22 protein-coding genes are annotated in these 23,485 nt (G+C 74.5%); 14 read left to right on the top strand and 8 right to left on the bottom strand.

What is annotated here, in order from left to right; translation table 11 throughout:
- Positions 1-86 precede the first annotated feature (86 nt).
- The 4 genes from NFX44_RS25315 (at position 87) to NFX44_RS25300 (ending at position 4,552) form a co-directional block, all read left to right on the top strand.
- On the top strand, positions 87-458 hold the full coding sequence (locus NFX44_RS25315; protein WP_262286101.1) for an SCP2 sterol-binding domain-containing protein: 372 nt from the start codon (positions 87-89) through the stop codon (positions 456-458).
- Entirely contained in the window at positions 455-2,506 is a 2,052-nt protein-coding gene (locus tag NFX44_RS25310) for a glycogen debranching N-terminal domain-containing protein (RefSeq protein ID WP_262286100.1), read from the top strand. The genes NFX44_RS25315 and NFX44_RS25310 overlap by 4 nt, the downstream gene beginning before the upstream one ends.
- Before the next feature lie 164 nt (positions 2,507-2,670).
- Entirely contained in the window at positions 2,671-3,369 is a 699-nt protein-coding gene (locus NFX44_RS25305; protein ID WP_262286099.1) for a hypothetical protein, read from the top strand.
- Positions 3,370-3,508: 139 nt separating this feature from the next.
- Positions 3,509-4,552 (top strand): zinc-dependent alcohol dehydrogenase family protein, encoded by a 1,044-nt coding sequence (locus NFX44_RS25300; RefSeq protein ID WP_262286098.1) that lies wholly within the window; start codon positions 3,509-3,511, stop codon positions 4,550-4,552.
- Here NFX44_RS25300 and NFX44_RS25295 read toward each other — a convergent pair.
- Entirely contained in the window at positions 4,542-5,300 is a 759-nt protein-coding gene (locus NFX44_RS25295; RefSeq protein WP_262286097.1) for a hypothetical protein, read from the bottom strand. The two genes, NFX44_RS25300 and NFX44_RS25295, sit on opposite strands and share 11 nt — an antisense overlap.
- 95 nt (positions 5,301-5,395) lie before the next feature.
- On the opposite strand from NFX44_RS25295, the gene NFX44_RS25290 reads away from it, so the two are divergent.
- On the top strand, positions 5,396-6,322 hold the full coding sequence (locus NFX44_RS25290) for a diacylglycerol kinase (protein WP_262286096.1): 927 nt from the start codon (positions 5,396-5,398) through the stop codon (positions 6,320-6,322).
- On the opposite strand, the gene NFX44_RS25285 is transcribed toward NFX44_RS25290, so the two are convergent.
- The gene (locus NFX44_RS25285) at positions 6,285-7,250 is read right to left on the bottom strand and encodes a DMT family transporter (RefSeq protein WP_262286095.1); all 966 of its coding nucleotides are present in this window, start codon (positions 7,248-7,250) and stop codon (positions 6,285-6,287) included. The genes NFX44_RS25290 and NFX44_RS25285 overlap by 38 nt on opposite strands.
- A gap of 78 nt (positions 7,251-7,328) precedes the next feature.
- Positions 7,329-8,102, bottom strand: a complete 774-nt coding sequence (locus NFX44_RS25280) for an HAD family hydrolase (RefSeq protein WP_262286094.1) — start codon at positions 8,100-8,102, stop codon at positions 7,329-7,331.
- 77 nt (positions 8,103-8,179) lie between these two features.
- Between NFX44_RS25280 and NFX44_RS25275 the strand changes: the two genes are divergently transcribed.
- The gene (locus NFX44_RS25275) at positions 8,180-10,981 is read left to right on the top strand and encodes an RNA helicase (RefSeq protein WP_262286093.1); all 2,802 of its coding nucleotides are present in this window, start codon (positions 8,180-8,182) and stop codon (positions 10,979-10,981) included.
- 33 nt (positions 10,982-11,014) lie between these two features.
- Here NFX44_RS25275 and NFX44_RS25270 read toward each other — a convergent pair whose 3' ends face one another.
- On the bottom strand, positions 11,015-11,938 hold the full coding sequence (locus tag NFX44_RS25270) for a 5'-3' exonuclease (RefSeq protein ID WP_262286092.1): 924 nt from the start codon (positions 11,936-11,938) through the stop codon (positions 11,015-11,017).
- 90 nt (positions 11,939-12,028) lie between these two features.
- Here NFX44_RS25270 and NFX44_RS25265 point away from each other — a divergent pair, with 90 nt between their 5' ends.
- The 3 genes from NFX44_RS25265 to NFX44_RS25255 are packed head-to-tail and all read left to right on the top strand — an operon-like array spanning position 12,029 to position 14,521.
- A complete protein-coding gene (locus tag NFX44_RS25265) occupies positions 12,029-12,490 on the top strand; it encodes a MarR family winged helix-turn-helix transcriptional regulator (protein WP_262286091.1) in 462 nt (153 codons plus the stop codon).
- 39 nt (positions 12,491-12,529) lie between these two features.
- Positions 12,530-13,387, top strand: a complete 858-nt coding sequence (locus tag NFX44_RS25260; protein WP_262286090.1) for a haloalkane dehalogenase — start codon at positions 12,530-12,532, stop codon at positions 13,385-13,387.
- A 60-nt stretch (positions 13,388-13,447) separates the two neighbouring features.
- Positions 13,448-14,521 carry a DUF4037 domain-containing protein gene (locus NFX44_RS25255; protein WP_262286089.1) on the top strand — a complete coding sequence of 358 codons (1,074 nt, stop codon included), beginning with the start codon at positions 13,448-13,450 and terminating at the stop codon, positions 14,519-14,521.
- A gap of 10 nt (positions 14,522-14,531) precedes the next feature.
- Here the strand turns inward: NFX44_RS25255 and NFX44_RS25250 are convergent, their stop codons facing one another.
- The gene (locus NFX44_RS25250; protein WP_262286088.1) at positions 14,532-15,797 is read right to left on the bottom strand and encodes an MFS transporter; all 1,266 of its coding nucleotides are present in this window, start codon (positions 15,795-15,797) and stop codon (positions 14,532-14,534) included.
- Between the two features lie 83 nt (positions 15,798-15,880).
- Between NFX44_RS25250 and NFX44_RS25245 the strand changes: the two genes are divergently transcribed.
- On the top strand, positions 15,881-16,771 hold the full coding sequence (locus tag NFX44_RS25245) for a winged helix-turn-helix transcriptional regulator (RefSeq protein ID WP_262286087.1): 891 nt from the start codon (positions 15,881-15,883) through the stop codon (positions 16,769-16,771).
- A gap of 98 nt (positions 16,772-16,869) precedes the next feature.
- Positions 16,870-17,823 (top strand): D-2-hydroxyacid dehydrogenase family protein, encoded by a 954-nt coding sequence (locus NFX44_RS25240; RefSeq protein WP_262286086.1) that lies wholly within the window; start codon positions 16,870-16,872, stop codon positions 17,821-17,823.
- Between the two features lie 234 nt (positions 17,824-18,057).
- On the opposite strand, the gene NFX44_RS25235 is transcribed toward NFX44_RS25240, so the two are convergent.
- The gene (locus NFX44_RS25235) at positions 18,058-19,035 is read right to left on the bottom strand and encodes an aldo/keto reductase (protein ID WP_262286085.1); all 978 of its coding nucleotides are present in this window, start codon (positions 19,033-19,035) and stop codon (positions 18,058-18,060) included.
- A 79-nt stretch (positions 19,036-19,114) separates the two neighbouring features.
- Entirely contained in the window at positions 19,115-20,008 is an 894-nt protein-coding gene (locus NFX44_RS25230) for an MBL fold metallo-hydrolase (RefSeq protein WP_262286084.1), read from the bottom strand.
- A gap of 110 nt (positions 20,009-20,118) precedes the next feature.
- Here NFX44_RS25230 and NFX44_RS25225 point away from each other — a divergent pair, with 110 nt between their 5' ends.
- Positions 20,119-20,544: a MarR family winged helix-turn-helix transcriptional regulator gene (locus tag NFX44_RS25225; RefSeq protein WP_262286083.1), complete on the top strand. Its 426-nt coding sequence runs from the start codon at positions 20,119-20,121 to the stop codon at positions 20,542-20,544.
- Between the two features lie 87 nt (positions 20,545-20,631).
- On the opposite strand, the gene NFX44_RS25220 is transcribed toward NFX44_RS25225, so the two are convergent.
- A complete protein-coding gene (locus tag NFX44_RS25220; RefSeq protein ID WP_262286082.1) occupies positions 20,632-21,195 on the bottom strand; it encodes a GNAT family N-acetyltransferase in 564 nt (187 codons plus the stop codon).
- Positions 21,196-21,242: 47 nt separating this feature from the next.
- Here NFX44_RS25220 and NFX44_RS25215 point away from each other — a divergent pair, with 47 nt between their 5' ends.
- Positions 21,243-21,833: a TetR/AcrR family transcriptional regulator gene (locus NFX44_RS25215; protein ID WP_262286081.1), complete on the top strand. Its 591-nt coding sequence runs from the start codon at positions 21,243-21,245 to the stop codon at positions 21,831-21,833.
- A 208-nt stretch (positions 21,834-22,041) separates the two neighbouring features.
- The gene (locus NFX44_RS25210) at positions 22,042-23,376 is read left to right on the top strand and encodes a PHB depolymerase family esterase (protein WP_262286080.1); all 1,335 of its coding nucleotides are present in this window, start codon (positions 22,042-22,044) and stop codon (positions 23,374-23,376) included.
- Positions 23,377-23,485 lie beyond the last annotated feature (109 nt).

The following is a 23,485-nucleotide window of genomic DNA, read 5'->3' as shown; positions in this document are numbered from 1 at the left end:
CCGAGGCGGTGCGGACGCGCCCGTCGTCGCGGCCCGCCGGGCATCGGTGCCGGCGGCGCGCCGGCCCTCTCCCGGGAGGCGGTGCGGTGTCCGATCCGATCGAGGCGTTCTTCGCGCAGCTCGCCCGGCAGGCACCCGAGCGGGTGCTGCGCCGCACCACCGGCACGATCCGGTTCGAGCTGGAAGGGTCCGACGGGGTCGACGCCTGGCACGTCACCATCCACCACGGCCGGCTCACGGTGGACCACCGCGCGCGGCACGCCGACACGGTGATCCGGACCCGGCGGGACGTCTTCGTCCGGATGGCCCGGGGTGAGGTGAAACCGCTGACCGCCTGGCTGCGCAACGAGATCGTCGCCGACGGGCACTTCCGGTTCGTGGTGCTGCTGGAGCGCCTCTTCCCGGCGCCGGCCGGGGCGCGGCACCCGCGGGAGCGCGCCGGGAAGAGGCCCGGATGAACCAGAACCTGGTACGCGTGCTGGACGGCAACGTCTTCGTGCTCAGCGACGACAACGGCGACATCGAGGCGACCGTGGCCAACCCGGTCGGCTTCTTCGACTTCGACACCCGCTTCCTGTCGGTCTGGCGCCTCACGCTCAACGGCGAGCGGCTGACGTCGCTCTCGATCGCCGAGCGGGACCACCTCCAGATGCGGTTCTTCCTGGTCCCCGGCGCCCCGACGCACTACGTGGACGCCAAGTCGTCGCTCATCCGGGAGCGCGCGATCACCGGCGGCGCCTTCGAGGAGCGGTTGACCCTGTTCAACCACCACCACGTGCCGGAGGAGTTCACCGTCCGGCTGGACGTGGGCAGCGACTTCGCGCCGATCCTGGGCGTCGCCACCGAGCGCACGCCGCCGGGGCGGCTCTACCGGCAGGTCGAGGAGCGCGGGCTGCGCCTCGGCTACCAGCGGGAGAGGTTCCAGCGGGAGACCGTGGTGACCAGCAGCGCACCGGTGCGGGTGGACGAGCGGGGTCTCACCTGGACGGTGCGGCTGACGCCCAAGGAGGCCTGGACGACGACGCTTCGGGTGCGGTCGTTCGTGCTGCGCCCGGACGGCATCGACGTCCGGGACCGGTTGGAGCGGCGGCCCCGGGCCAGCGCCGAGGAACGGCAGGACGATTTGAACGCGTGGCTGTCCCGCACGCCGCAGCTCACCTGTGACTGGGAGGCGTTGACCGAGGCCTACCGGCACAGCCTCGTGGACCTGGCGGCGCTGCGCTACTCGCCGCTGACCCTGCCCGACCAGGTGATGCCCGCCGCCGGTCTGCCCTGGGCGGCCACCATCACCGGCCGCGACAGCATCCTGACCAGCTTCATGGCGCTGCCGGTGGCGCCGGAGCTGGCGTCGGCGACGGTGCGGATGCTCGGCATCGACCAGGGCTCGGTGCTCGACGACTTCCGCGACGAGGAACCCGGCAAGATCCTCCGCGAGTTCCGGTACGGGGAGATGGTGGCGTTCGAGGAGCGCCCGCAGTCCCCGTACTACGGCACCGCCGACGCCACCCCGCTCTACGTGATCCTGCTCGACGAGTACGAGCGGTGGAGCGGCGACGTGGGCCTGGTGCGGGAGTTCGAGGACGAGGCCCGGGCGGCCCTGCGGTGGATCGACGAGTACGGCGACCTGCTGGGCGACGGCTACGTCCGGTACCTGTGGCGCAACGAGCGTTCGGGGGTGGCCAACCAGGGGTGGAAGGACTCGCCGGAGGCGATCTGTTACGCCGACGGGCGGCTGCCCGGCCCGCCGCTGGCCACCTGCGAACTCCAGGGGTACGCGTACGACGCGAAGCTGCGGGGCGCCCGGATGGCCCGGGAGTTCTGGGGCGACCCGGCGTACGCCGACCGGTTGGAGCGGGAGGCCGCGGCGCTGCGGGAACGCTTCGACCGGGACTTCTGGATCGCCGACGGGGGCTACTACGCGCTGGCCCTGGACGGTGACGGCGGGCAGGTCGACGCGCTGGCGTCCAACATGGGCCACCTGCTGTGGAGCGGCATCGTCCCGCCGGAGCGGGCCGCGGAGGTCGCCGCGCACCTGGTCGGGCCCCGGCTCTTCTCCGGCTGGGGCATCCGCAGCCTGGCCGCCGGGCAGGAGCGGTACAACCCGCTCGGCTACCACGTCGGTGCCGTGTGGCCGTTCGACAACGCGCTGATCACCTGGGGCCTGCGCCGCTACGGCTTCGCCGAGGAGGCGGGGCGGATCGCCGAGGCCATCGTGGACGTCTCCCGCTTTTTCCACGGCCGGCTACCCGAGGCGTTCGCCGGCTACGACCGGGCGCTGACGGAGTATCCGGTGGGCTTTCCGACCGCGAACAGCCCGCAGGCGATGGCGACGGCGGCCCCGTTCCTGCTGCTGCGGGCCCTGCTCGGGCTGGAGGCGGCCGGTGAGCACCTGCTGATGGCGCCGCGGGTGCCGGCCCGGTTCGGCCGGGTGGAGCTGCTCGACGTGCCGGGCCGGTGGGGGCGGCGGGACGTGATCGGCAGTGGGCTGGCGCATCTCGCCCGCTGACCAGCCTCGGCGGGTGGCCACGGTCGCGCCAACCTGTCCCCTTGCCAGGGCGGCCGGCCCGCTTAGACTCTCCTGACTCCGCCGAGGTCCCCCCGGGCGGTGTGCCGGGGGTGGTTGTCGGCGTCCGTCCTGGTCAGCCCGCTGACCTCCGCCCCGGAGAGCCGATGAAGAGCCGTACCGCCGCCGTCGTGGCCGCGATCTGCGCCACCGCCGCCCTCACCGCCTGCGGTGACGACGACCCCGCCCCCGCCGGTTGGCAGGTCCCGGTGACCGCCACCGACACCAGCTGCGAGGTCGCCACCACCCTCTTCAACCCGGGCGCGGTCACGTTCGCGGTGACCAACCGGGGGCAGCAGGCCACCGGGGTCTACCTGTACGGCCGTGAGGGGGCCGGCTTCACGAAGGTGGTCGCCGAGGCGGCGGACGTCGCACCCGGGAAGACCGGGGACCTGCTGGCCACCCTCGCCACCGGCCTGTACGAGATGGCCTGCAAGCCGGGCCGGCAGGGCGACGGTGTGCGGACCCGGATCACCGTCTCCGACGACGGCACCGTGGCCAGCGCCGTGGCCGAGACGGCGTACGACCGGGATGTCGCCGTCGAGCTGACGGCGGCCGGTATCACCGGCGCGGAGGGGCTGATCGCCGAGCCGGGCGAGAAGATCCAGTTCCGGGTGACCAACAAGACCACGGCGGCCCGGACGCTGGACGTGCTCGACCCGGACGGCAAGCGCGCGGCCGAGGTCAAGGCCCCCCCGAACGGCACGGCGGACACGGTCGTGACGTTCGGCAGCGCCGGCACCTGGACGCTGAAGGCCAAGGGCGACGGCGCCGCCCCGGTGACCAGGCAGCTCATCGTGCGCTGAGTGGTGAGCCCCGCCACGCGACCGGTGAAGGGAATTCGCGGCGTGTCCCGGGCGGTCTAGTGTTCGCCCGGGGCCGCCCGCCCCGCCGCCGGCCGCACCGTCCCGGCGCCCGCCCCGCTCACCGGGAGGACCTCCACCCATGCGCGCCACCGTGATCCACGGCCCGAACGACGTCCGGGTCGAGGAGGTGCCGGACGCGGCCGTCCGCACCCCCACCGACGCCGTCGTCCGCACCGTCCTGGCCTGCATCTGCGGCAGTGACCTGTGGGCGTACCGGGGGGTCGCCCAGCGGCAGCCGGGGCAGCGCATCGGTCACGAGTTCCTCGGCGTGGTCGAGGCCGTCGGCGCCGAGGTCGGCTCGGTGCGGGTCGGCGACCTGGTGGTGGCGCCGTTCGTCTGGTCCGACGGCACCTGCGACTTCTGCCGCGAGGGGCTGCACACTTCCTGCCCGCACGGCGGCTTCTGGGGTTCCGTCGGCTCGGACGGCGGTCAGGGCGAGGCCGTGCGTGTCCCGTACGCCGACGGCACCCTGGTGAAGCTGCCCGCCGAGGCGGCCGGCGACCCGCGGCTGCTCACCGCGCTGCTGGCGCTCTCCGACGTGCTGGCCACCGGGCACCACGCGGCGCTCGCCGCCCGGGTCCGCCCCGGGGCCACCGTCGCCGTGGTCGGTGACGGCGCGGTCGGGCTCTGCGGGGTGCTCGCCGCGAAGCGGCTCGGCGCCGAGCAGATCATCGCGCTGGGCCGGCACACCGCGCGGACCGACATCGCCCGCTCCTTCGGCGCCACCGACGTGGTCGCCGAGCGAGGCGAGGCGGCGATCGCCGCGGTCCGGGAGCTGACCAGGGGTCAGGGCGCGCACGCCGTGCTGGAGGCGGTCGGCACCGAGGAGTCGATGCGGACCGCGATCTCGATCGCCCGGGACGGCGGCGCGGTGGGCTACGTGGGCGTGCCGCACGGCGGCAGCGCCGGGGTGGACATCCAGCAGATGTTCGACCGCAACGTGTCCGTCGCCGGCGGCGTCGCGCCGGCCCGCGCGTACATCCCCGAGCTGCTGGCCGACGTGCTGGACGGCGCCATCGACCCGTCCCCGGTCTTCGACCGCTCAGTGACCCTCGACGGGGTGCCGGACGGCTACCGGGCGATGGACGAGCGGACCGCGCTGAAGGTGCGCATCACCTTCTGACCCTCAGTGCGGGTAGCGGCCGAACTGGCTGCTCAGCGCCGTGCCGGCCGTGCACGGCAGCTCCCCGGGGGGCGAGCTGGGTGTGGGAGGGCCGCCACGTCTGGGCGCCCGTCGGGCCGACCCGGGCCAGCAGGCAGTCGTACTGGGCGGCGCGCAGAGCCACCCCGACCGTGCCGCGGGCGGCGGCGATCTCCCGCCGCACGGCCGGGTCGAGCCCGAGGCCGTCGACCGCGGCGCGGACGGCCGTCTCGTCCGGGCCGGCGGCCGCGAGGGTCCGCTTCAGGCGGTCGTCCACGCCGCTGAGGGAGGGGTCCGGGCGGATCGGGATCGGGTCGCCCGACGGGCAGTCGACGCCGTCGTCGCGGGCGTCCCGCTCGGGGCCCAGCCGGAACCGGAAGCAGACCTGTACGTCCCCCTGGACGACCGCGCCGTTGCCGTTGACGCCCTGCCCGTGCCCGGTGATCCGGAGCACCAGGGTGACCCCGGTCTGCCAGTGCGTCTCGCCGTGGACCTGGAGCACGGCCACCGCGGGCTCCTGGCCGGCGGTGTGCGCGTAGTCCGCCGCCTTGTAGAGGTGATCGCGTGTGAAGCGCGCCTGGATCCGGTCGGCCGTCTCGGTGGCGTCGGCGACCGCGTTGTCGTGCCAGGCCGGCTCGACCGGGCGCTGGGCCCACCAGAGGCCGCCGGCCAGCAGGAGCGGGGCGAGCGCGATCGGAGCCGCGACGGCGAGCAGGGTGCGCGTGCGCATCACGGGGAGTATGCCGGGCGGTCGCCCGCCGCGCCGCCCCGTCCGTCGTGAACGACGATGTCGCCCCTGGTGAGGGGCGTGGCTCGTGCCGTACGGTGCTCGCCGTGACCGCGCACGATCTTGTCCCGCCCGGCCCGGTGGCCGTGCTCGCCAACCCGACCGCCGGCCGGGGACGGCACCGGGGCCTGCTGCCCCAGCTCCTGGAGCGGCTGGGCGCCGCCGGCCGGCCGGTCGAGCTGCTGCGGGCGCGTACCCCCGAGGAGGCCGAGGCGGCGTGCCACGCGGCGGTCGCGGACGGCGCCGGCGCACTGGTCGCCGTCGGCGGGGACGGCACGGTGCACCGGGCGTTGCAGGCGGTCGGCGGCACGACGGTGCCGTTCGGCCCGGTGCCCGCCGGCACCGGCAACGACTTCGCCGTGGACACCGGCTTCCCGGCCGACCCCCTGGCGGCCGTCGAGGTGATCGCCGAGGCGCTGCGCGCCGGCCGCGCCCGCCCGGTCGACCTGGCCCGGCTGACCACCCCGGGCGGCGGCGAGCGCTGGTACGGCGCCGTACTGGCCGCCGGTTTCGACGCGATCGTCAACGAGCGGGCCAACCGGATGCGCTGGCCGCGCGGTCCGCGCCGCTACGACCTGGCCATCCTGGTCGAGCTGGCCCGGCTCCGGCCGCGCCGCTACCGGCTGCGCCTCGACGGCGCCGAACACGAGGTGGACGCGGTGCTGGTGGCGGTGGGCAACGCAGCCAGCTACGGCGGCGGCATGCGGATCTGCCCCGACGCCGACCCGCACGACGGCCTGCTGGACGTGGTGGTCGGCGGCCGGTTCGACAGGCGCACCCTCATGCGGGTCAAGCCCCGGATCTACCAGGGCACCCACGTCACGCACCCGCTGGTCCGCAGCTACCGGGCCCGCACCGTCGAGCTGGACGCCGAGGGCATCACCACGTACGCCGACGGGGAGCGGGCGTTCGACCTGCCGGTGCGGGTCAGCGCGGTGCCGGCGGCGCTGCGGCTGCTGCGCTGACCAGCGCGCCGCTCTCGGCGTCCGGCCCGGCGGGCGGCGGCGCGGCGGCCAGGGCGCCGGCGCGTACGGCGCCGATACTCGCGGCGATCACCAGGCCGATGGCCAGCACCTCCACCGGGTGCAGCGCCTGGTCGAGCACCAGCCACCCGGCCAGCGCGGCGATGGCCGGCCCGAGGCTCATCAGCACGGCGAACGTCGCCGTGGGCAGCCGCCGCAGCGCCAGCAGCTCCAGGGTGTACGGCAGCACCGAGGCGAGCAGGGCCAGTCCGGTGCCGAGCCCGAGCACCGCCGGGTGCCAGAGCCGGCCGCCCGACCCCACCAGCCCGATGGGCAGGGTGATCAGCGCGGCCACCGCGAGCGCCAGCGCCAGCCCGTCGGCCCGGGGGAACCGCCCGCCGACCCGGGCCGAGCAGACGATGTACGCCGCCCACAGCGCGCCCGCGACCAGCGCCAGCGCGGCGCCGACCGGGTCCAGCCGGTCGAATCCGCCCTGACCGAGCAGGGCCACCCCGGCCAGGGCCAGCCCGGCCCAGCACCAGGCGGCCAGCCGCCGGGCGGTGACCACCGACATCGCCAGTGGGCCGAGCACCTCCAGGGTCACCGCCGGTCCCAGCGGGATCCGCTCGATGGCCTGGTAGAAGATCGAGTTCATGCCGGCCAGGGCCAGCCCGAACGCGACCACGGCCGCCCAGCCGCCCCGGCCGTGCCCGCGTAGCCGCGGGCGGCACCCGGCGAGGCTCAGCAGCGCGCCGATGGTCAGCCGCAGGGTGACCGCCCCGGCCACCCCGGTACGCGGGAACAGCAGCGCGGCCACGGCCGAGCCGAACTGCACCGACAGCGCCCCGCCGAGCACCAGCCCGACGGCGCCGAGCCGGCCCCCGGAGAGCCGTCCGGTGAGCCGGGCACGAAAGGAGCGGTCGGGCGTCATGCCGTGACGCTAGCGCCGCTGGTCAGCTCCGGCGCCGCCGGGCCGCCGGCCGGCAGCCGGCGCACCCGGGCGGTGCGGTCAGTTCCGGAGGGCGAGGTCGAGCACGGCGCCCAGCCCGTTCGGCCGGCCCGGGTCGGCGCCGGGCAGCACCAGCACCTCGCAGCCCGCCGCCACGGCGCCCGCGTCGGCGGGGCTGTCGCCCACCATGAGCGCCCGCTCCGGGTCGACGCCGAGCATCCCGCAGGCCCGGAGGAAGATCCCCGGGTCCGGCTTGCAGCGCCCCACCTCGTACGACAGGGCCCAGGCGTCGACCAGCCCGTCCAGCTTCCACGCGGCGAACAGCGGCCGGAGGTCGAAGCCGACGTTGCTGACGAGCGCCACCTTCACGCCGGCCTCCCGGAGCGTGGCCAGCACCGGCTCGGTGTCCGGGTACGGCACCCAGCCCTCGGGCACCAGCACCCGGCCGTAGAGCGCGTCGGCGAAGCCGTCGATGCCGGCGTCGACCGTTTCGGCCAGCCCCGTGTAGGCGCCCCGGTGGGCGTGCGGGTAGAGGTCGCGGTCGGCCCAGAGCTCCGCCAGCCGGGGCGGCACCCGGGCCGGCAGCGGCCCGCCCGCCCGGCCGGCGGTGAGCAGCCGGTCGGCCAGCGAGGTGGCTCGCACCCGGTCCAGCTCGACCCCGCAGGCCGACGCGGCGGCGATCACCCACTCGCGGGGCTCCTCCACCTGCGCGAGGGTGCCGTGGAAGTCGAAGAGCACCGCCTCGACGGGGCGACGGGACGGGCTCGGGCGGACGGCGTCGTCGGCGCCGCTCGAGAGTCGGGGCGGTTCGGCATGATCCGGCACGTCGTGCACCCTACCGACCCGCTCCGACCCACCTGCCGGACGGCCTTGGGGGGTGGTCGTCGTCGGTACCGATTAATCTTGGGGACATGTCGAGTCCCGCCGAGCGGTACGCCGCGGCGCGCCGCCGGGCCGCGCAGGCTTCCGCCTTTCCGGCCCTGGACGAATTCGCGCTCGATCTGGGGTTCGACCTGGACGACTTCCAGCGGGAGGCGTGCGAGGCCCTGGAACGGGGAAGCGGCGTGCTGGTCTGCGCGCCCACCGGCGCCGGCAAGACCGTGGTGGGCGAGTTCGCCGTACACCTGGCGCTGAGTGGCACGCCCGGTAAGCCGGCGGCGGCCGACGGCGGCGGTGGGCCGACCACCCGGCGCAAGTGCTTCTACACCACGCCGATCAAGGCGCTCTCCAACCAGAAGTACCACGACCTGGTCGACCGCTACGGCGCCGAGCAGGTCGGCCTGCTCACCGGCGACAACGCGATCAACGGCGACGCGCCCGTGGTGGTGATGACCACCGAGGTGCTGCGCAACATGCTCTACGCCGGCTCGGCCACACTGGAGGGCCTGGCCTACGTGGTGATGGACGAGGTGCACTACCTCGCCGACCGATTCCGCGGTGGCGTCTGGGAAGAGGTGATCATCCACCTGCCCGCCTCGGTCACCCTGGTCTCGCTCTCCGCCACCGTCTCCAACGCCGAGGAGTTCGCCGACTGGCTGGTCACCGTGCGCGGCGAGACCGCCGTGGTGGTCAGCGAGCACCGCCCGGTGCCGCTCTGGCAGCACATGCTGGTCGGCAAGCGGATGTTCGACCTGTTCCACGACGCCGACGCGGCCCGCAAGCACGACGTCCATCCGGAGCTGCTGCGCTACACCCGGGACACCGTGCGCCGGCTGGAGCTGGGGGAGGGGCGCAGCGCCGGCCCCGGCGCGGGCCGGCGCGGGCCCCGCTGGCGCGGGCCGATGCGCCCCGACATCGTCGAGCGGCTGGACCGGGAGAACCTGCTCCCGGCGATCCTGTTCATCTTCAGCCGGGCCGGCTGCCAGGCGGCCGTCCAGCAGTGCCTCGCCGCCGGGCTGCGGCTCACCTCGCCCGAGGAACGCACCGAGATCCGCCAGGTGGTCGAATCGCGGATCACGGCCATCCCCGGCGAGGACCTGACCGTGCTGGGCTACTGGGAGTGGCTCGACGGCCTGGAGCGCGGGCTCGCCGCCCACCATGCCGGCATGCTGCCCGCGTTCAAGGAGGTCGTCGAGGAGCTGTTCGTCCGCGGCCTGGTCAAGGCCGTCTTCGCCACCGAGACCCTCGCCCTGGGCATCAACATGCCGGCCCGCTGCGTGGTGCTGGAGCGTCTGGTCAAGTTCAACGGCGAGGCGCACGTCGACCTCACCCCGGGCGAATACACGCAGCTCACCGGGCGGGCCGGCCGGCGCGGCATCGACGTCGAGGGGCACGCCGTGGTGGTCTGGTCGCCGGAGACCGACCCCCGGCACGTCGCCGGCCTCGCCTCCACCCGCACCTACCCGCTGCGGTCCAGCTTCCGGCCCTCCTACAACATGGCGGTCAACCTGGTCGGCACCGTCGGCGCGGAGCCGGCCCGGGCCCTGTTGGAGTCCTCCTTCGCGCAGTTCCAGGCCGACCGGTCGGTGGTCGGCCTGGCCCGGCAGGTGCAGCGCAACACCGAGACCATCGAGGCGTACGGCGCCGAGGCGTCCTGCCACCAGGGCGACTTCGACGAGTACTTCGCCCTGCGGGTGGCCATCGCCGACCGCGAGCGCGCCATGGCCCGGCAGGGCCAGACCCAGCGCAAGGCGGCGGCCGTCGCCTCGCTGGAGCGGCTGCGGGTGGGCGACGTGATCCGGGTGCCCTCGGGCCGGCGGGCCGGCCTGGCGGTGGTGCTCGACCCGGCCACCGGCGGCTTCGGCGAGCCGCGCCCGCTGGTGCTCACGCAGGACCGGTGGGCCGGGCGGGTCAGCCCCGGCGACTTCAGCACCCCGGCGGAGGTGCTCGCCCGGATCCGGGTGCCCAAGCACTTCAACCACCGTTCGCCGGCGGCCCGCCGGGACCTGGCGGCCGAGGTCAGCGGCACCGGGCTGGACCGGCACGGCGGTCGCCGCGGCGGCCGCTCCCGGCAGGCGGTCGGTGAGGACCACCAGCTCAGCCAGCTCCGCACCGAGCTGCGCCGGCACCCCTGCCACGCCTGCCCGGACCGGGAGGAGCACGCCCGCTGGGCCGAGCGGCGGCGCCGCCTGGAGCGCGACACCGAGGAGCTGCGCCAGCGGGTGGCCGGGCGGACCGGTTCGCTGGCCCGCACGTTCGACCGGATCGTCGCGCTGCTGACCGCGCGTGGCTACCTCTCCGCCGACGGCGAGGTCACCGACGCCGGCCGGACGCTGGGCCGGATCTGGACCGAGGCCGACCTGCTGGTCGCCGAGTGCCTGCGCCGCAAGGTGTGGGACGGGCTCTCCCCGGCCGAGCTGGCCGCCGCGGTCTCGGTGGTGGTCTTCGAGGCCCGGCGCGACGTCGACGAGCGGGCGTCGCTGCCGCGCGGCGCGGTCGTCGACGCGGTCGACGAGACGCTGAAGCTGTGGGGCGATATCGAGGCGGACGAGGCCTCCCGGGGCCTGGTGGTCACCCGCGAGCCGGATCTCGGCTTCGCCTGGCCGATCTACCGGTGGGCGCGCGGCGAGGCCCTCGCCAAGGTGCTCGCCAGCGGGCACCAGATCGACGGCGAGATGCCGGCCGGCGACTTCGTCCGCTGGGCCCGGCAGGTGGTCGACCTCCTCGGCCAGTTGGCCGATTCCGGTGGCGCCTCCAGCGAGCTGCGCTCCACCGCCCGGCAGGCGATCGCGTCGGTCAACCGGGGCGTGCTGGCCTATCACGCGGCGGCCTGAACGGGCCGGGCCGCACCTGGCCCGGCCGGGCCGTCAGGAGCGGGGCATGGCGAGCGCGTCCACGAGGCGCCGGCACGAGCCGGCGAGGTTCCACCGCTGCGCCAGCTCCAGCAGCCGGTCCGGGTCCGCGGGCGCCGTCGGCAGCGCGGTGGCCAGGTCCGGCAGCGGTACGTCGAGGGCGACCTGGACCACCTTCGGCGCGACGGCCAGGTAGTCCCGGGCCGCGTTGAGCTTGGTGCGCAGCCCTGGGGCGAAGCCGGAGCCCGGGTCGTCCAGCGCGGCGAGGATGCCGGGCAGGCCGTCGTAGCGTTCGATGAGGCGGGCCGCGGTCTTCTCGCCCACCCCGGGCACGCCGGGCAGGCCGTCGCTCGGGTCCCCGCGCAGCGCCGCGAAGTCGGCGTAGCGGTTGGCCGGGACGCCGTAGCGGGCGCGGACCGCCGCGTCGTCGCAGTCGTCGAGCTTGGCCACGCCGCGCCCGACGTAGAGCAGCCGCACCGGGCGGTCGTCGTCGACGAGCTGGAACAGGTCACGGTCGCCGGAGACCACCTCGGCCGGGCCGGGCTGGGTGACCGACAGGGTGCCGAGCACGTCGTCGGCCTCGTAGCCGGTGGCGCCGACCGCGGTGATGCCGAGCGCGTCGAGGACCTCGAGGATCATCGGCACCTGCGGGGAGAGCGTGTCCGGCACCACCTCGCCGCCCTCGGGCGCCACCCGGTGCGCCTTGTACGACGGCAGCAGCTCCACCCGCCACGCCGGGCGCCAGTCGTGGTCGAGCGCGCAGACCATCCGGTCGGGCCGCCGGGTGCGGACGAGCTGGGCCAGCATGTCGAGGAAACCACGGACGGCGTTGACCGGCTGGCCGTCGTCCGTCTTCGCCGCCGACTCGGGGATGCCGAAGTAGGCGCGGAAGTAGAGGCTCGGGGAGTCGATCAGCAGGATCGGGGGTCGGTGTGCCACGCCGACAGCCTGGCACAGGCCACCGACGAGGTGGGGGACCCGCCGGCAAAATACTAGCCATGTACATCATGTACATGTACGGTTTCCGGCATGGACGGAATCCCGATCGGTCCCAGCCCCGGCCATCTGGTCTGGCGGCTGGCGATGCGCTGGCGGGTGGCGGTCGACCGGGCGCTCGCCCCGCTCGGCCTCACCCACGCGCAGTACGTGCTGCTCTCCTCGCTGCACGGGATGCGCCGCGCCGGCCTGCACCCGAGCCAGCGGGAGCTGGCCGACCACACCGGCCTGGAGCCGCTCTACGTGTCGAAGCTGGCCCGGGCCCTGGAGGCCGACGGCCTGGTCGGGCGCGAGCGCGACGCCGCCGACACCCGGGCGGTCCGGCTCACCCTGACCGACCGCGGCCGCGAGGTGGTCCGCCCGGCGATCGACACCGTCCAGGCGCTGCTCGGCCAGTTGCTCGCCCCCCTCGGGGGCCGGGACGACCCGCGCACGGCGGGGTTCGTCCGTGACCTGACCGCGCTGCTGGACACCCCGCTCGATCCACCCGACTGACGAACTCGACCCATCCGACTGACGAAGGAGCGCCGGGACATGCCCGAGACGCGCGTGCTCGACTCGACCATCCACCACACCGAGACCGGCGACGGCCCGGCGTTCGTCTTCCTGCACGGCAACCCCGGCTCGTCGCACACCTGGCGCGGCGTGCTGCCCCGGATCGGGGCGGGCCGGCTGCTCGCACCCGACCTCATCGGCATGGGCCGCTCCGGCAAGCCCGATTCCCCGTACCTCTTCGCCGACCACGCGCGCTACCTGGACGCCTGGTTCGACGCTCTCGACCTGACCGACGTGGTGCTGGTCGGCCACGACTGGGGCGGCGCGCTCGCCTTCGACTGGGCGGCCCGACACCCCGAGCGGGTCCGCGGCGTGGCGTTCCTGGAGACCATGGTCAAGCCGATGGCGTGGAGCGACCTCTCGCCGCAGGCCCGGGCCCGGTCCGAGGCGATCCGCACGCCGGGCGTGGGCGAGCAGCTCGTGCTCGACCAGGACCTGCTCGTCCGGCAGGCGTTCACCGGCGGGGTGCTCCAGCCGGTGGGGGAGGAGGACCTGAAGACCTACCTCGCGCCGTACCCGACCCGGGAGAGCCGCCGGCCGCTGCTGGCCTGGGCGCGCCAGATGCCGCTCGGCGGCGAGCCGGCCGAGCTGGTCGCCCGGATCGAGGCGTACGACCGGTGGCTGGCCACCAGCGACCGCGTACCGAAGCTGCTGCTGACCTTCGAGGGCTCACCGACGCTGCTGATCACCCCGGAGCTGGCCGACTGGTGCGCGCGGAACATGGCGGCGCTGGAGACGGTGGCGTGCGGGCCGGCCGGGCACCACGCGCCGGAGGACCGGCCCGCCGAGATCGCCGCCGCCATCTCCGCCTGGGCGAACCGCCACCACCTCCGCTGACGGGCGGCGCCGGGTGGAAACCGGGCGGCGCGGGCGGCCCGCCGTGCGCAGACTGGCGGGGTGACGTTCCTACCTGGGCTGACCCTGGCGCACCGCTTCCACGACGAGGTGGTCGCCCCGCTGCTGGCCCGCCGGCTGCCCGACCTGCGCTACGCGGCCGCGCTGCTCGACGGTGGCTCCGAGCTTCTCAGCCTGGACACGCCCCGGTCGACCGACCACGACTGGGGGCCGCGCGCCCAGCTCTTCGTCGCCGACGCGGCCGAGGTGGCGTCCGTGCGAGCGGTCCTCGACGCGGAACTGCCGGCCGAGTTCCTCGGCTGGCCGACCCGGTTCACCGGCGGCCCGACGGCCCGGCTCGGCGTGGCCCGCGCGGACGGTAAGCGGCACGGGGTGAGCGTCGACGAGCTGGGGGTGTGGCTGCGGGACCGGCTGGGCGGGGACCCGCGGGCCGGAATGACGGTGGCGGACTGGCTGGCCACGCCCACCCAGCGGCTCGCGGAACTGACCGGCGGGGCGGTGTTCCACGACGGGCTGGGCGGGGCGCTCACCGCCGTCCGGGCCCGCCTGGCGTGGTATCCGGACGACGTCTGGCGGCACGTGCTGGCGGCCGGGTGGCAGCGGGTCGGGCAGGCCGAGCACCTGGCCGGCCGCTGCGCCGAGGTCGGCGACGAGCTGGGCAGCCGGGTGGTGACCGCCGGGCTGGCCCGCGACCTGATGCGGCTCGGCCTGCTGCTGCACCGCCGCTGGCCCCCGTACGCGAAGTGGCTCGGCACGGTCTTCGCCGCGGTGCCGGCCGCGGCGCCGGTGGTGGACGCGCTGACCGTCGCCCTCGGGGCGGGCGGGTGGCCCCGGCGGCAGGCCGGGCTGGTCCGGGCGCTGGAGGCGGTGGCGGCGTGGACGAACGACACCGGGCTGGCCGTGCCGGTCGACCCGGCCGCCCGGCCGTTCCACGGCCGGCCGTTCCTCGTCCTGCACGCCGAGCGGTTCACCGCCGCGCTGCGCGCCGCCATCGTGGACCCGGCGCTGCGTGCCCGCCCGCCGGTCGGCGCGGTGGACCAGTACCTGGACAACGTCGACGTGCTCACCCGCCCGGCGCGGGCCCGCCGGGTCGCCGAGGCCGTCCTGCCGGACTGAGGGCTTCAGGTCACCGGGCCGCCGCGACGCTCTCCCGGTCGGTCGGCTCCTCGACCCGCAGGTCGGCCAGGTCGCGCAGGTGGCGCACCGGGGACAGCAGCAGGGCCAGCGGAGCCAGCACGGTGGCCGCGGCGAAGCAGAACAGGGTGACCCGGCCCCCGGCGAGCCCGGCGAGCGCACCGGCTAGCAGCCCGCCCACCGGGATGGCGCCCCAGGAGACGAAGCGGACCGTCGCCATCACCCGGGAGAGCAGGTCGGGTGGGCTGGCGGTCTGCCGGTAGGTGCGGGTGGTCACGCTGAGCACCACGACGCCACCGGCGAAGAGCACGTTGCCGGCCGCGAACGCGAGGTACGCCGGCCAGCCGGCGCCCAGCGGCACCAGGAACGCCCCGCCGACGGCCACCACGCAGGCGACCAGCAGCGACCGGGCGGTGCCCCAGCGCCCGGTGATCCAGGGGGTCAGGGTCGCGCCGACCAGCGAGCCGACCCCCTCGACCGCGAGCAGCACACCGACCAGCGCGGCCGGGGCGTGCAGCTCGCGGACCAGGTAGAGGGGGTAGAGGGCGAGCTGCGCCCCGCAGACGAAGTTGACCGCGGTGGCCGTCCACATGGTCGGGCCCATCACCGGATGCCGGGTGACGTACCGCCAGCCCTCGCCGATCATGGCGCGGATTGGGGGCCAGCGGTCCGGTGCGTCGACCCGGCGGGCGGGCAGCGACCCGAGCAGCGCCGCGGAGAACAGGTAGCTGGCCGCGTCGACCAGCACGGCCGGCACCGCGCCGAGGGCCTGCACCGCGAGGCCGCCCAGGGACGGGCCGCTGAGCTGGGTGGCGGCGTGGGTGGCCGAGGTGAGGCTGTTGCGGGCGTGCAGCTGGTCACGGCCGACGATGGCCGGCAGGAAGGTGGAGTTGGCGACGTCGAACAGCACGTTGGCGAAGCTGACCACCAGCGCCACGATCACCAGCTGGGTCACGGTGAGCCGGCCCCACCACCAGGCGAGCGGCACGGAGACCACCGCGGCCGCCCGGGCCAGGTCGGCGCCGACCTGCGCCCCGCGCAGCGGCAGCCGCTGCACGATCACGCCGGCGGGCAGCCCGATGACCAGCCAGGCCACGTAGCTCGCGGCGGCCACGAGCCCCATCTCGAACGCGGACGCGTCCAGCACGGTCAGTGCGGTGAGCGGCAACGCGACGGCTCCGACCGCCGACCCCACCGAACTGGTGGTGCCGGCGGCCCACCAGCGCCAGAACACCCCGGCCCCCTGCCCGACGGACATGCCGCCAACCCCCGATCCGAGCCAGTGAGTTCCAAACTGAAACGCACTATAGTCGGGGCTGCGGGCCGAGCGGGAGGTGGGATGTGAGACGGGCGGACCTCGGCGACGCCGACTGCGGCATCGCGCAGGCGCTCGGCGTGCTGGGCGACTGGTGGACCGTGCTGATCGTGCGCGAGATCGCCGGCGGCGTCACCCGGTTCGATGGCCTGCAGCGCGAGCTGGGCGTCAGCCGCCGGGCGCTCACCGAGCGGCTCGGCGGGCTGGTCACGCACGGCGTGCTGCGGCGCGAGCCCTACTCGGCGCACCCGCCGCGCCACGACTACCTGCTCACCGAGAAGGGGGAGGCACTCCTGCCCGTGCTGGTCGCCCTTCAGGACTGGGGCACCCGGCACGTCATGGGCGACGGCGCGCTGACCGCCACCGCCGACGAGGACTCGGCCGAGGCCCGCCGGGCGCACCGGCTGGTCGGCCGCCGCGTACCCCCGATGAGCCTGCGCCGGCACGACGGCGGCGCGGAGCCGCCCGCGGCGCCCGGGCGGTGGACCGTGCTCTATTTCTTCCCGGGGGCGTTCGCGCCCGGCGCACCGGCCCTCCCGCCGGACTGGGGTGCGATCCCCGGCGCCGCCGGGTGCACGCTGGAGTCGCGGACGTACGCCGACCGGCACCCGCTGTTCCGCGCGGCCGGAGCGGAGGTGCGGGGGGTGAGCACCCAGCGCCCGGACCAGCTCGCCGCCTTCGCCGCGCACGCCCGGTTGCCGTTCCCGCTGCTGTCCGACGAGGACGGTCGGCTCGCCGCCGGCCTGCTGCTGCCGACCTTCCGGGCCGGTGGCGTGGCCCGGTTGAAGCGGCTCACCCTGCTGCTGGACCCGGAGGCGGTGGTACGGGCGGTCCAGTTCCCGGTCACCGACCCGGCCGGCTCGGTGGACGGGATGCTCGCCGAGGTGCGCCGCCGCACCGCCGCCGCGGCGGCCTAGGCCCGCCTTCCGATCGTGTCCGGCGTCCTGTGGCCAAGCGTTGACTGCAGCCGCGAAGTAGCGATGAGCTGGTGATCGGGACCGTACGATTGTTTGTCATGTCAACTGATGTGCGCTGCGCCGTGCTGGACGACTACCAGGGGGTGGCACTCGGCCTGGCGGACTGGTCCCGGGTCCGGGCCACCAGCTTCCGCGAGCACTTCACCAGCGCCGACGAGCTCGTGGCGGCCATCCACGACTGCGAGATCGTCGTCGCCATGAGGGAACGCACGCCGTTTCCCGCCGAGGTGTTCGACAGGTTGCCCCACCTGCGGCTGCTCGTCACCACCGGCATGAGCAACGCCGCCATCGACCTGGCGGCGGCGCGGGCGCACGGCGTCACGGTGTGCGGCACGGGCGGCGGCTCGACCTCGACGGTCGAGCTGACGTGGGCGCTGATCCTCGGCCTGGCACGCCACCTGGTGCCCGAGGCGACCGCGCTGCGCACCGACGGGCCCTGGCAGCAGACCCTCGGCACCGACCTGCACGGACGTACCCTCGGGCTGCTCGGCCTGGGCAGGATCGGGTCGCAGGTGGCGGCGATCGGCCGGGCGTTCGGCATGGAGGTGCTGGCCTGGAGCCAGAACCTGACGCGTGAGCGGGCCGAGGAGGGCGGCGCGCGGCTGGCCCCAGGCCTGGACGCCCTGCTCGCCGGCTCCGACGTCGTCTCCGTTCACCTCGTGCTCAGCGACCGGACCCGCGGGCTCGTCGGCGCGCGGGAACTCGTGCGGATGAAGCCCACCGCCTACCTCGTCAACACCTCGCGGGCCGCGATCGTCGACCAGTCCGCCCTGGCGTCCGCGCTGCGCGAGGGGCGGATCGCCGGGGCCGGGCTGGACGTGTTCGACGAGGAACCGCTGCCCGCCCGCCATGAGTTCCGTACGCTGCCGAACGTGCTGGCCACGCCGCACCTCGGCTATGTCAGCGAGCTGAACTACGCGACGTTCTTCCGGGACGCCGTGGATGACATCGGCGCCTTCCTCGACGGCAGCCCGACCCGGGTGCTGACCTGACTCATCCGACTCCGGTCCCGGCCGGGGAAGGTGTCCTGGAGGCCGCCGGGCCCGTGGTGCGCAGCGTGCAGACCCAGTGGCGGTGTCTGCACGCTGCGCACGGAACCGCTCGACGAGGTGTTCGCCCGGCTCGACCGGCTGGAACGTTGTCGGTCAGAGCCGCTGGGGCGTGGCCGCACACCCACGGGCGGCGAGGGGCCGTTCGTGGGTGTGCGGTCACCGCCGGGGCTGGGGTCAGCGCTCCAGCAGGCGCATCGCGGCTTCGTCGTGGGTGTCGCCGACAGCGGGAGGAAGGTTGTCGAGCTTCTCGATCTGCTCGGCGGTCAGCTCCACGGCGTCGGCGGCACTGTTCTCCTCGACGCGTGCCACGCGCTTGGTGCCGGGGATCGGGGCGATGTCGTCGCCTCGGGTCAGCAGCCAGGCCAGTGCGACCTGCGCCGCGGTGACCCCCGCTTCGGCGGCAACGGCCTGGACCTCGTCTGCGAGCCGCAGGTTGCGCTGGAAGTTCTCGCCCGTGAAGCGCGGGTTGTTCTTCCGCAGGTCGGTCTCGTCGAAGCCGCTGGTCGAGCGGATCTGCCCGGTGAGGAATCCGCGTCCCAGGGGCGAGTAGGGCACGAAGCCGATGTTCAGCTCGCGCAGCAGGGGCAGCACCTGTGCCTCCGGGTGCCGGGTCCACAGGGAGTACTCCGACTGGACGGCAGCGATGGGATGCACGGCGTGGGCGCGGCGGATCGTCTCCGGTCCGGCCTCGGACAGGCCGATGTGGCGGATCTTGCCCTCGCTGATCAGTTCGGCCAGCGTCCCGACGGTGTCCTCGATGGGCGTGTTCGGGTCGACTCGGTGCTGGTAGTACAGGTCGATGTAGTCGGTGCCCAGCCGCTTGAGCGAGCCTTCCACGGAGGTGCGGATGTTGGCCGGGCTGCTGTCCAGTTGCCCCGCCCCGCCGCCCGCGTGCGAGATCATGCCGAACTTCGTCGCCACCACGGCCTGGTCGCGGCGGCCCTTGAGCGCCTTGCCGAGGAGTTCCTCGTTGATGTAGGGGCCGTAGACCTCGGCGGTGTCGAGGAAAGTGACGCCCAGGTCCAGGGCCCGGTGGATGGTGCGGATCGACTCGGCGTCGTCCGTGCCGGCTCCCGTGTAGGCGTAGGACATCGATACCAGGCCCAGACCGATACGGGAGACGTCCAGGTCCCCCAGCTTGATGTGCTTCATGACAGTTCTCCGTTTCGCTGGCAATTCGTACGAGTTGCTGGCACTGCGAACGCTGCGCCGCAACCACCGGGTGGGACGGTCAGGCGACGGGGATCCAGGTGAACCGGCCGTCGGGGCGGCGCTCGGCGCGTCCGAAGACCACGTCGGCGAAGTGGCAGCCGTAGCCGATGGTGTCGGGACGGCTCAGCTCCTGGACCAGGCGGCGGCGGTACTCGCCGGCTTCGGCGGGGTCGTGGTCGATCCCACAGCCCCACTCGGGGTGGGTGACCTGGACCGGCGCGTGCATGGCGTCACCGAACGCGATGAGCCGCTGGTCGCCGTCGGTGATGGTGTACGTGGTGTGGCCGACGGTGTGTCCGACCGAGAACGAGGCCCGCACGCCGGGGAAGATCTCCTCGCCGTCCTCGGCCATCCGGACGCGGGGCGCGAAGGCGGCCAGACGTTCCTCGGTCGCCCCGCCCTCGGCGGCCAGGGCGCGCCGCTCCCACTCGGGTGCCGCGACGAAGTGGGTGGCGTGCGCGAACGGCGGCGCGTCGGTGCCAGGCTCGTTGCTCCAGGCCCAGCCCAGGTGGTCGAGGTGCAGGTGGGTGATGGCGACGGCCTCGATCTGGCGCGGCTCCCGGCCCAGCCGCCGCAGGCCGTCCAGCAGTTCACCGCCGTGGATGCTGCCCAGCATCGGGTTGGCCGGGTCGTCGGGGTGGGACTCGGGTCCGAACCCGGTGTCGATGAGCAGGGCCCGGTCACCGCGCTCGACCAGCAGCCCGCCGATGGCTGCGGGCAGGAAACCGCCGTCGTCGAGATGATCGCGGTTGGCCGCCCAGTCGGCGTCGGTGGCGGCGGGCAGCCAGCCCCGCGGTTTGCACAGAGCCAGCCCGTCCGGGACGTAGGTGATCTTCAGTTCACCCAGGCGGAGCGAACGAACGCGCGGTGCGCTGGTCAGCCGTACGCGGTCGAAACCGGTCGTCGTGGCCATATGGTCCTACCTCTTGCTTCGAGAAGGCGCCGCCGGGCGGCGGTGCCGACTGGAAGTTATAACTAGAACAGCTCTAACTGCAACTATGTGAGCTGCAGTAGACTGTTGCCATGGCCACTGAGCGTGAGACCCCAGCCGACGGCGATCGCCAGCTGTGCGGGCTGGTCAAGGACCTGGCCAATCACATCGAAGCCCACCTTCGGGTCCGGGCGGCCACCCTCGGTCTCACCGCCTCGCAGGGCACCGCGCTGCGCGAGCTGACCGGCCCCATGACCCTGCGCGAACTCGCCGAACGGATGAGCTGCGAGCCTTCCAACGTCACCTTCCTCGCCGATCGCCTCGAAGAGCAGGGCTACCTGGAACGCCATCCACACCCCGGCGACCGACGCGCCAAGCAGCTCGTCCTGACCCCCAAGGGCACCGAACTGCGCGAACGCCTCCTCGAGCTGCTCTCCGAAGACTCCCCTCTGTCCCCTCTCGCCCCCGAAGAGCAGGACGCCCTGCAGCACCTCCTCACCCGCGCCCTCATCCGCTGACCCGACGGCTCGGCGTGTGGGGGCCCGCTCTGTCTGGCAGGGACCCGCCGACGGCGGATCAGACGAGCCCCAACCCCGAGAGTCGGCCTAGGCGCCGGTCGCCGGCCCGGCCGGCCGCCACTCGGCCGCCAGCAGCGACCAGAGCTCGATGTCGACCCGCTCGCCGAGGAACGGGAACGCCGAGCGCAGCACGCCCTCCCGGGTCATGCCCAGCCGCCGCGCCACCGCCCGGCTGCGCGCGTTGTGCGGCACGGTCCGCCACTCCACCCGGGCCAGGCCACGCTCGCCGAGAGCCCAGTCGATCATGCGCTGGGCGGCCCGGGTCACCAGCCCGTGCCCCTCGGCCTCCGGCCCGAGCCAGACCCCGATCTCGCAGACTCCGGCCGCGGCGTCGAAGGTGCGGAACAGGGTGCCGCCGACCAGCTTGCCGTCCAGCCGGATGCCGTGGATGGAGCCGGCGTCGCGGGCCTGGGCGTCGGCGTAGCGCTGGAGGAAGGCGCGGGCGGTGTCGGTGTCGGTGATCGTGTGCGCCCAGGGCAGCCAGGGCGCGAGGTGGGTGCGGGTGCGCGCGACGAAGTCGGCGAACTCCGCGGCCTGCCACGGGGCGAGCGGGTGCAGGGTGGCCCGGTCGGTGAGGGAAAGGGAGAACATGGCGCTCCAAAGTGCGTACCGAACGTTTGTTATGTACTCTAGCCCCCATGCCGGCACGAGGTGACCACGACGCCCGCCGCGCCGACGTCTCGGCGGCGGTCTGGCGGGTGCTGGCCGCCCGCGGTTTCGGCGGGCTGACCCTGCGCGCGGTCGCCACCGAGATGGGGGTCTCCACCGGCCTGCTGACCCACTACTTCCCGAACAAGCGGGCGCTGGTGCGGCACGCCGTCGACGTGGCCGAGCGGCACACCGACGCGCGGGACCGCCACGCCGCGGCGGGGGAGGGCCGGTCCGCGCTGCGGGCCGCCCTGCTCGACGTGCTGCCGCTGACGGACGAGGCGACCGTGATGAGCCGGGTCTGGGTCAGCTACTGGGACGGCGCCCTGGCCGACGAGGAGTTCACGGCCGATCAGCGCCGCCGCTACGACCGGTGGCGGGCGCGGCTGCGCGCCCATGTGGACGCCGCGCTCCGCGGGGCGCCGACCGGACCGGGCGCCGACCCCGACGACCTGGTGGCCACCTGCGCGGCCTTCGCGCACGGCCTGGTCGTCCAGGCGCTCTTCGACCCGGCGGCGTTTCCGGCCCACCGGCAGGTGGCCCTGCTCGACCGCTTTCTCGCCGACCTGATTCCGGCCTGACCGAATCCCGGCCGCCGGCCGGCCGGAGGACTTCCGGAAGTTGTTGTGGGCCATCCGGCCGCGCCCTAAACTCCGATTCGGACCGCCTTGATTCGCGGTCGTCTATCTCGTCTCCGAGGGTCCGGGCCGCCGTCGAAGGCGCCTCGCCGGCGAGCACGCCGCGGGCGCACCTGCCCTGCGCGGCGTCCCCACCACCTCAGGAGATGCCATGCTGCCCAGAAGGAGAAGACTCAGACTGCTCGGCGCCGCCGTGGCCGCCGCCGGGCTGGCCGCCCTGGCGGCACTCACCGCCCCCGGCCCCGCCACGGCCGCCGCGCTGACCGAGGTCACCAACTTCGGCGCCAACCCGAGCAACCTGCGTATGTACCTGTACGTCCCGGACACCGTCGCGGCGCGGCCCGGCCTGCTCGTGGTCAACCACTACTGCACCGGGTCCGGGCCGGCCATGTACTCCGGCACCCAGTTCGCGGCCCTGGCCGACCGGTACGGCTACCTTGTCGTCTACCCGTCGGTGACCCGCAGCAGCCAGTGCTTCGACGTCTCCTCGCCCCAGGCGCTGCGCCGCGACGGCGGCAGCGACCCGGTCGGCATCAAGTCGATGGTCGACCACGTCCGGCAGCGGTACCCCGTCGACCCGAACCGGATCTTCGCCACCGGCGTCTCCTCGGGCGCCATGATGACCAACGTGCTGCTCGGGCTCTACCCGGACGTGTTCAGCGCGGGCGCGGCCTTCGCCGGAGTACCCTTCGGCTGCTTCGCCACCACCAACGGCTCGGAGTGGAACAGCGAGTGCGCCAACGGCCAGGTCGTGAAGACCCCGCAGCAGTGGGGTGACCTGGTCCGCAACGCGTACCCGGGGTACAGCGGGCGGCGGCCCCGGATGCAGCTCTGGCACGGGACCAACGACGAGACCCTGCGCTACCCGAACTTCACCGAAGAGATCAAGCAGTGGACCGACGTGAACGGGTTGGGTCAGACGCCGACGTACACCGACAGCCCGCAGGCCGGCTACACCCGCACCCGCTACGGCGGCGCCGGCGGCACCGCGACGGTCGAGGCGATCAGCATGCAGGGCGTCTCGCACAACCTGCCGGTCGACGCGGCCCAGGCCGTGCGGTTCTTCGGTCTGGACACCACGACGCCGCCGACCAGTCCGCCGCCCACCAGCCCGCCGCCGACGAGCCCCCCGCCCACGACGCCGCCGCCGAGCACGCCGCCGCCGTCCGGCGGGTGCCGGGTCGCGTACGGGGTGAACGCGTGGAACACCGGGCTCACGGCGTCCGTGACGATCACCAACACGGCCGCCACGGCGGTCAACGGCTGGGCCCTCGCCTTCACCCTGCCCGGCGGGCAGAGCATCACCAACGGCTGGAACGCCACGTACGCCCCGGCCAGCGGGGCGGTGACCGCCCGCAACGTCTCCTACAACGGCACCATCGCCCCGAACGGCTCGGTGAGCATCGGTTTCCAGGCCACCCACACCGGCAACACCGGGCGGCCCACCGCCTTCACCCTCAACGGCGCCCCCTGCACCGTCACCTGACCCCGACGGCGGCGGCCGGGAGGGCGCTCCCGGCGGCCGCCCCCGCTTAGTTCCGGACTTTTCACAAGGCGCGAAAAAAGCCCTGCCCGGTGCTCCGAGGAATTGACAC

Origin of the sequence: Micromonospora sp. MA102 (assembly GCF_025460765.1) — a bacterium.
Lineage (GTDB): Bacteria > Actinomycetota > Actinomycetes > Mycobacteriales > Micromonosporaceae > Micromonospora > Micromonospora halotolerans.
The sequence above is the reverse complement of the archived record's forward strand: the minus strand, read 5'-3'. Positions and strand labels throughout refer to the sequence as shown.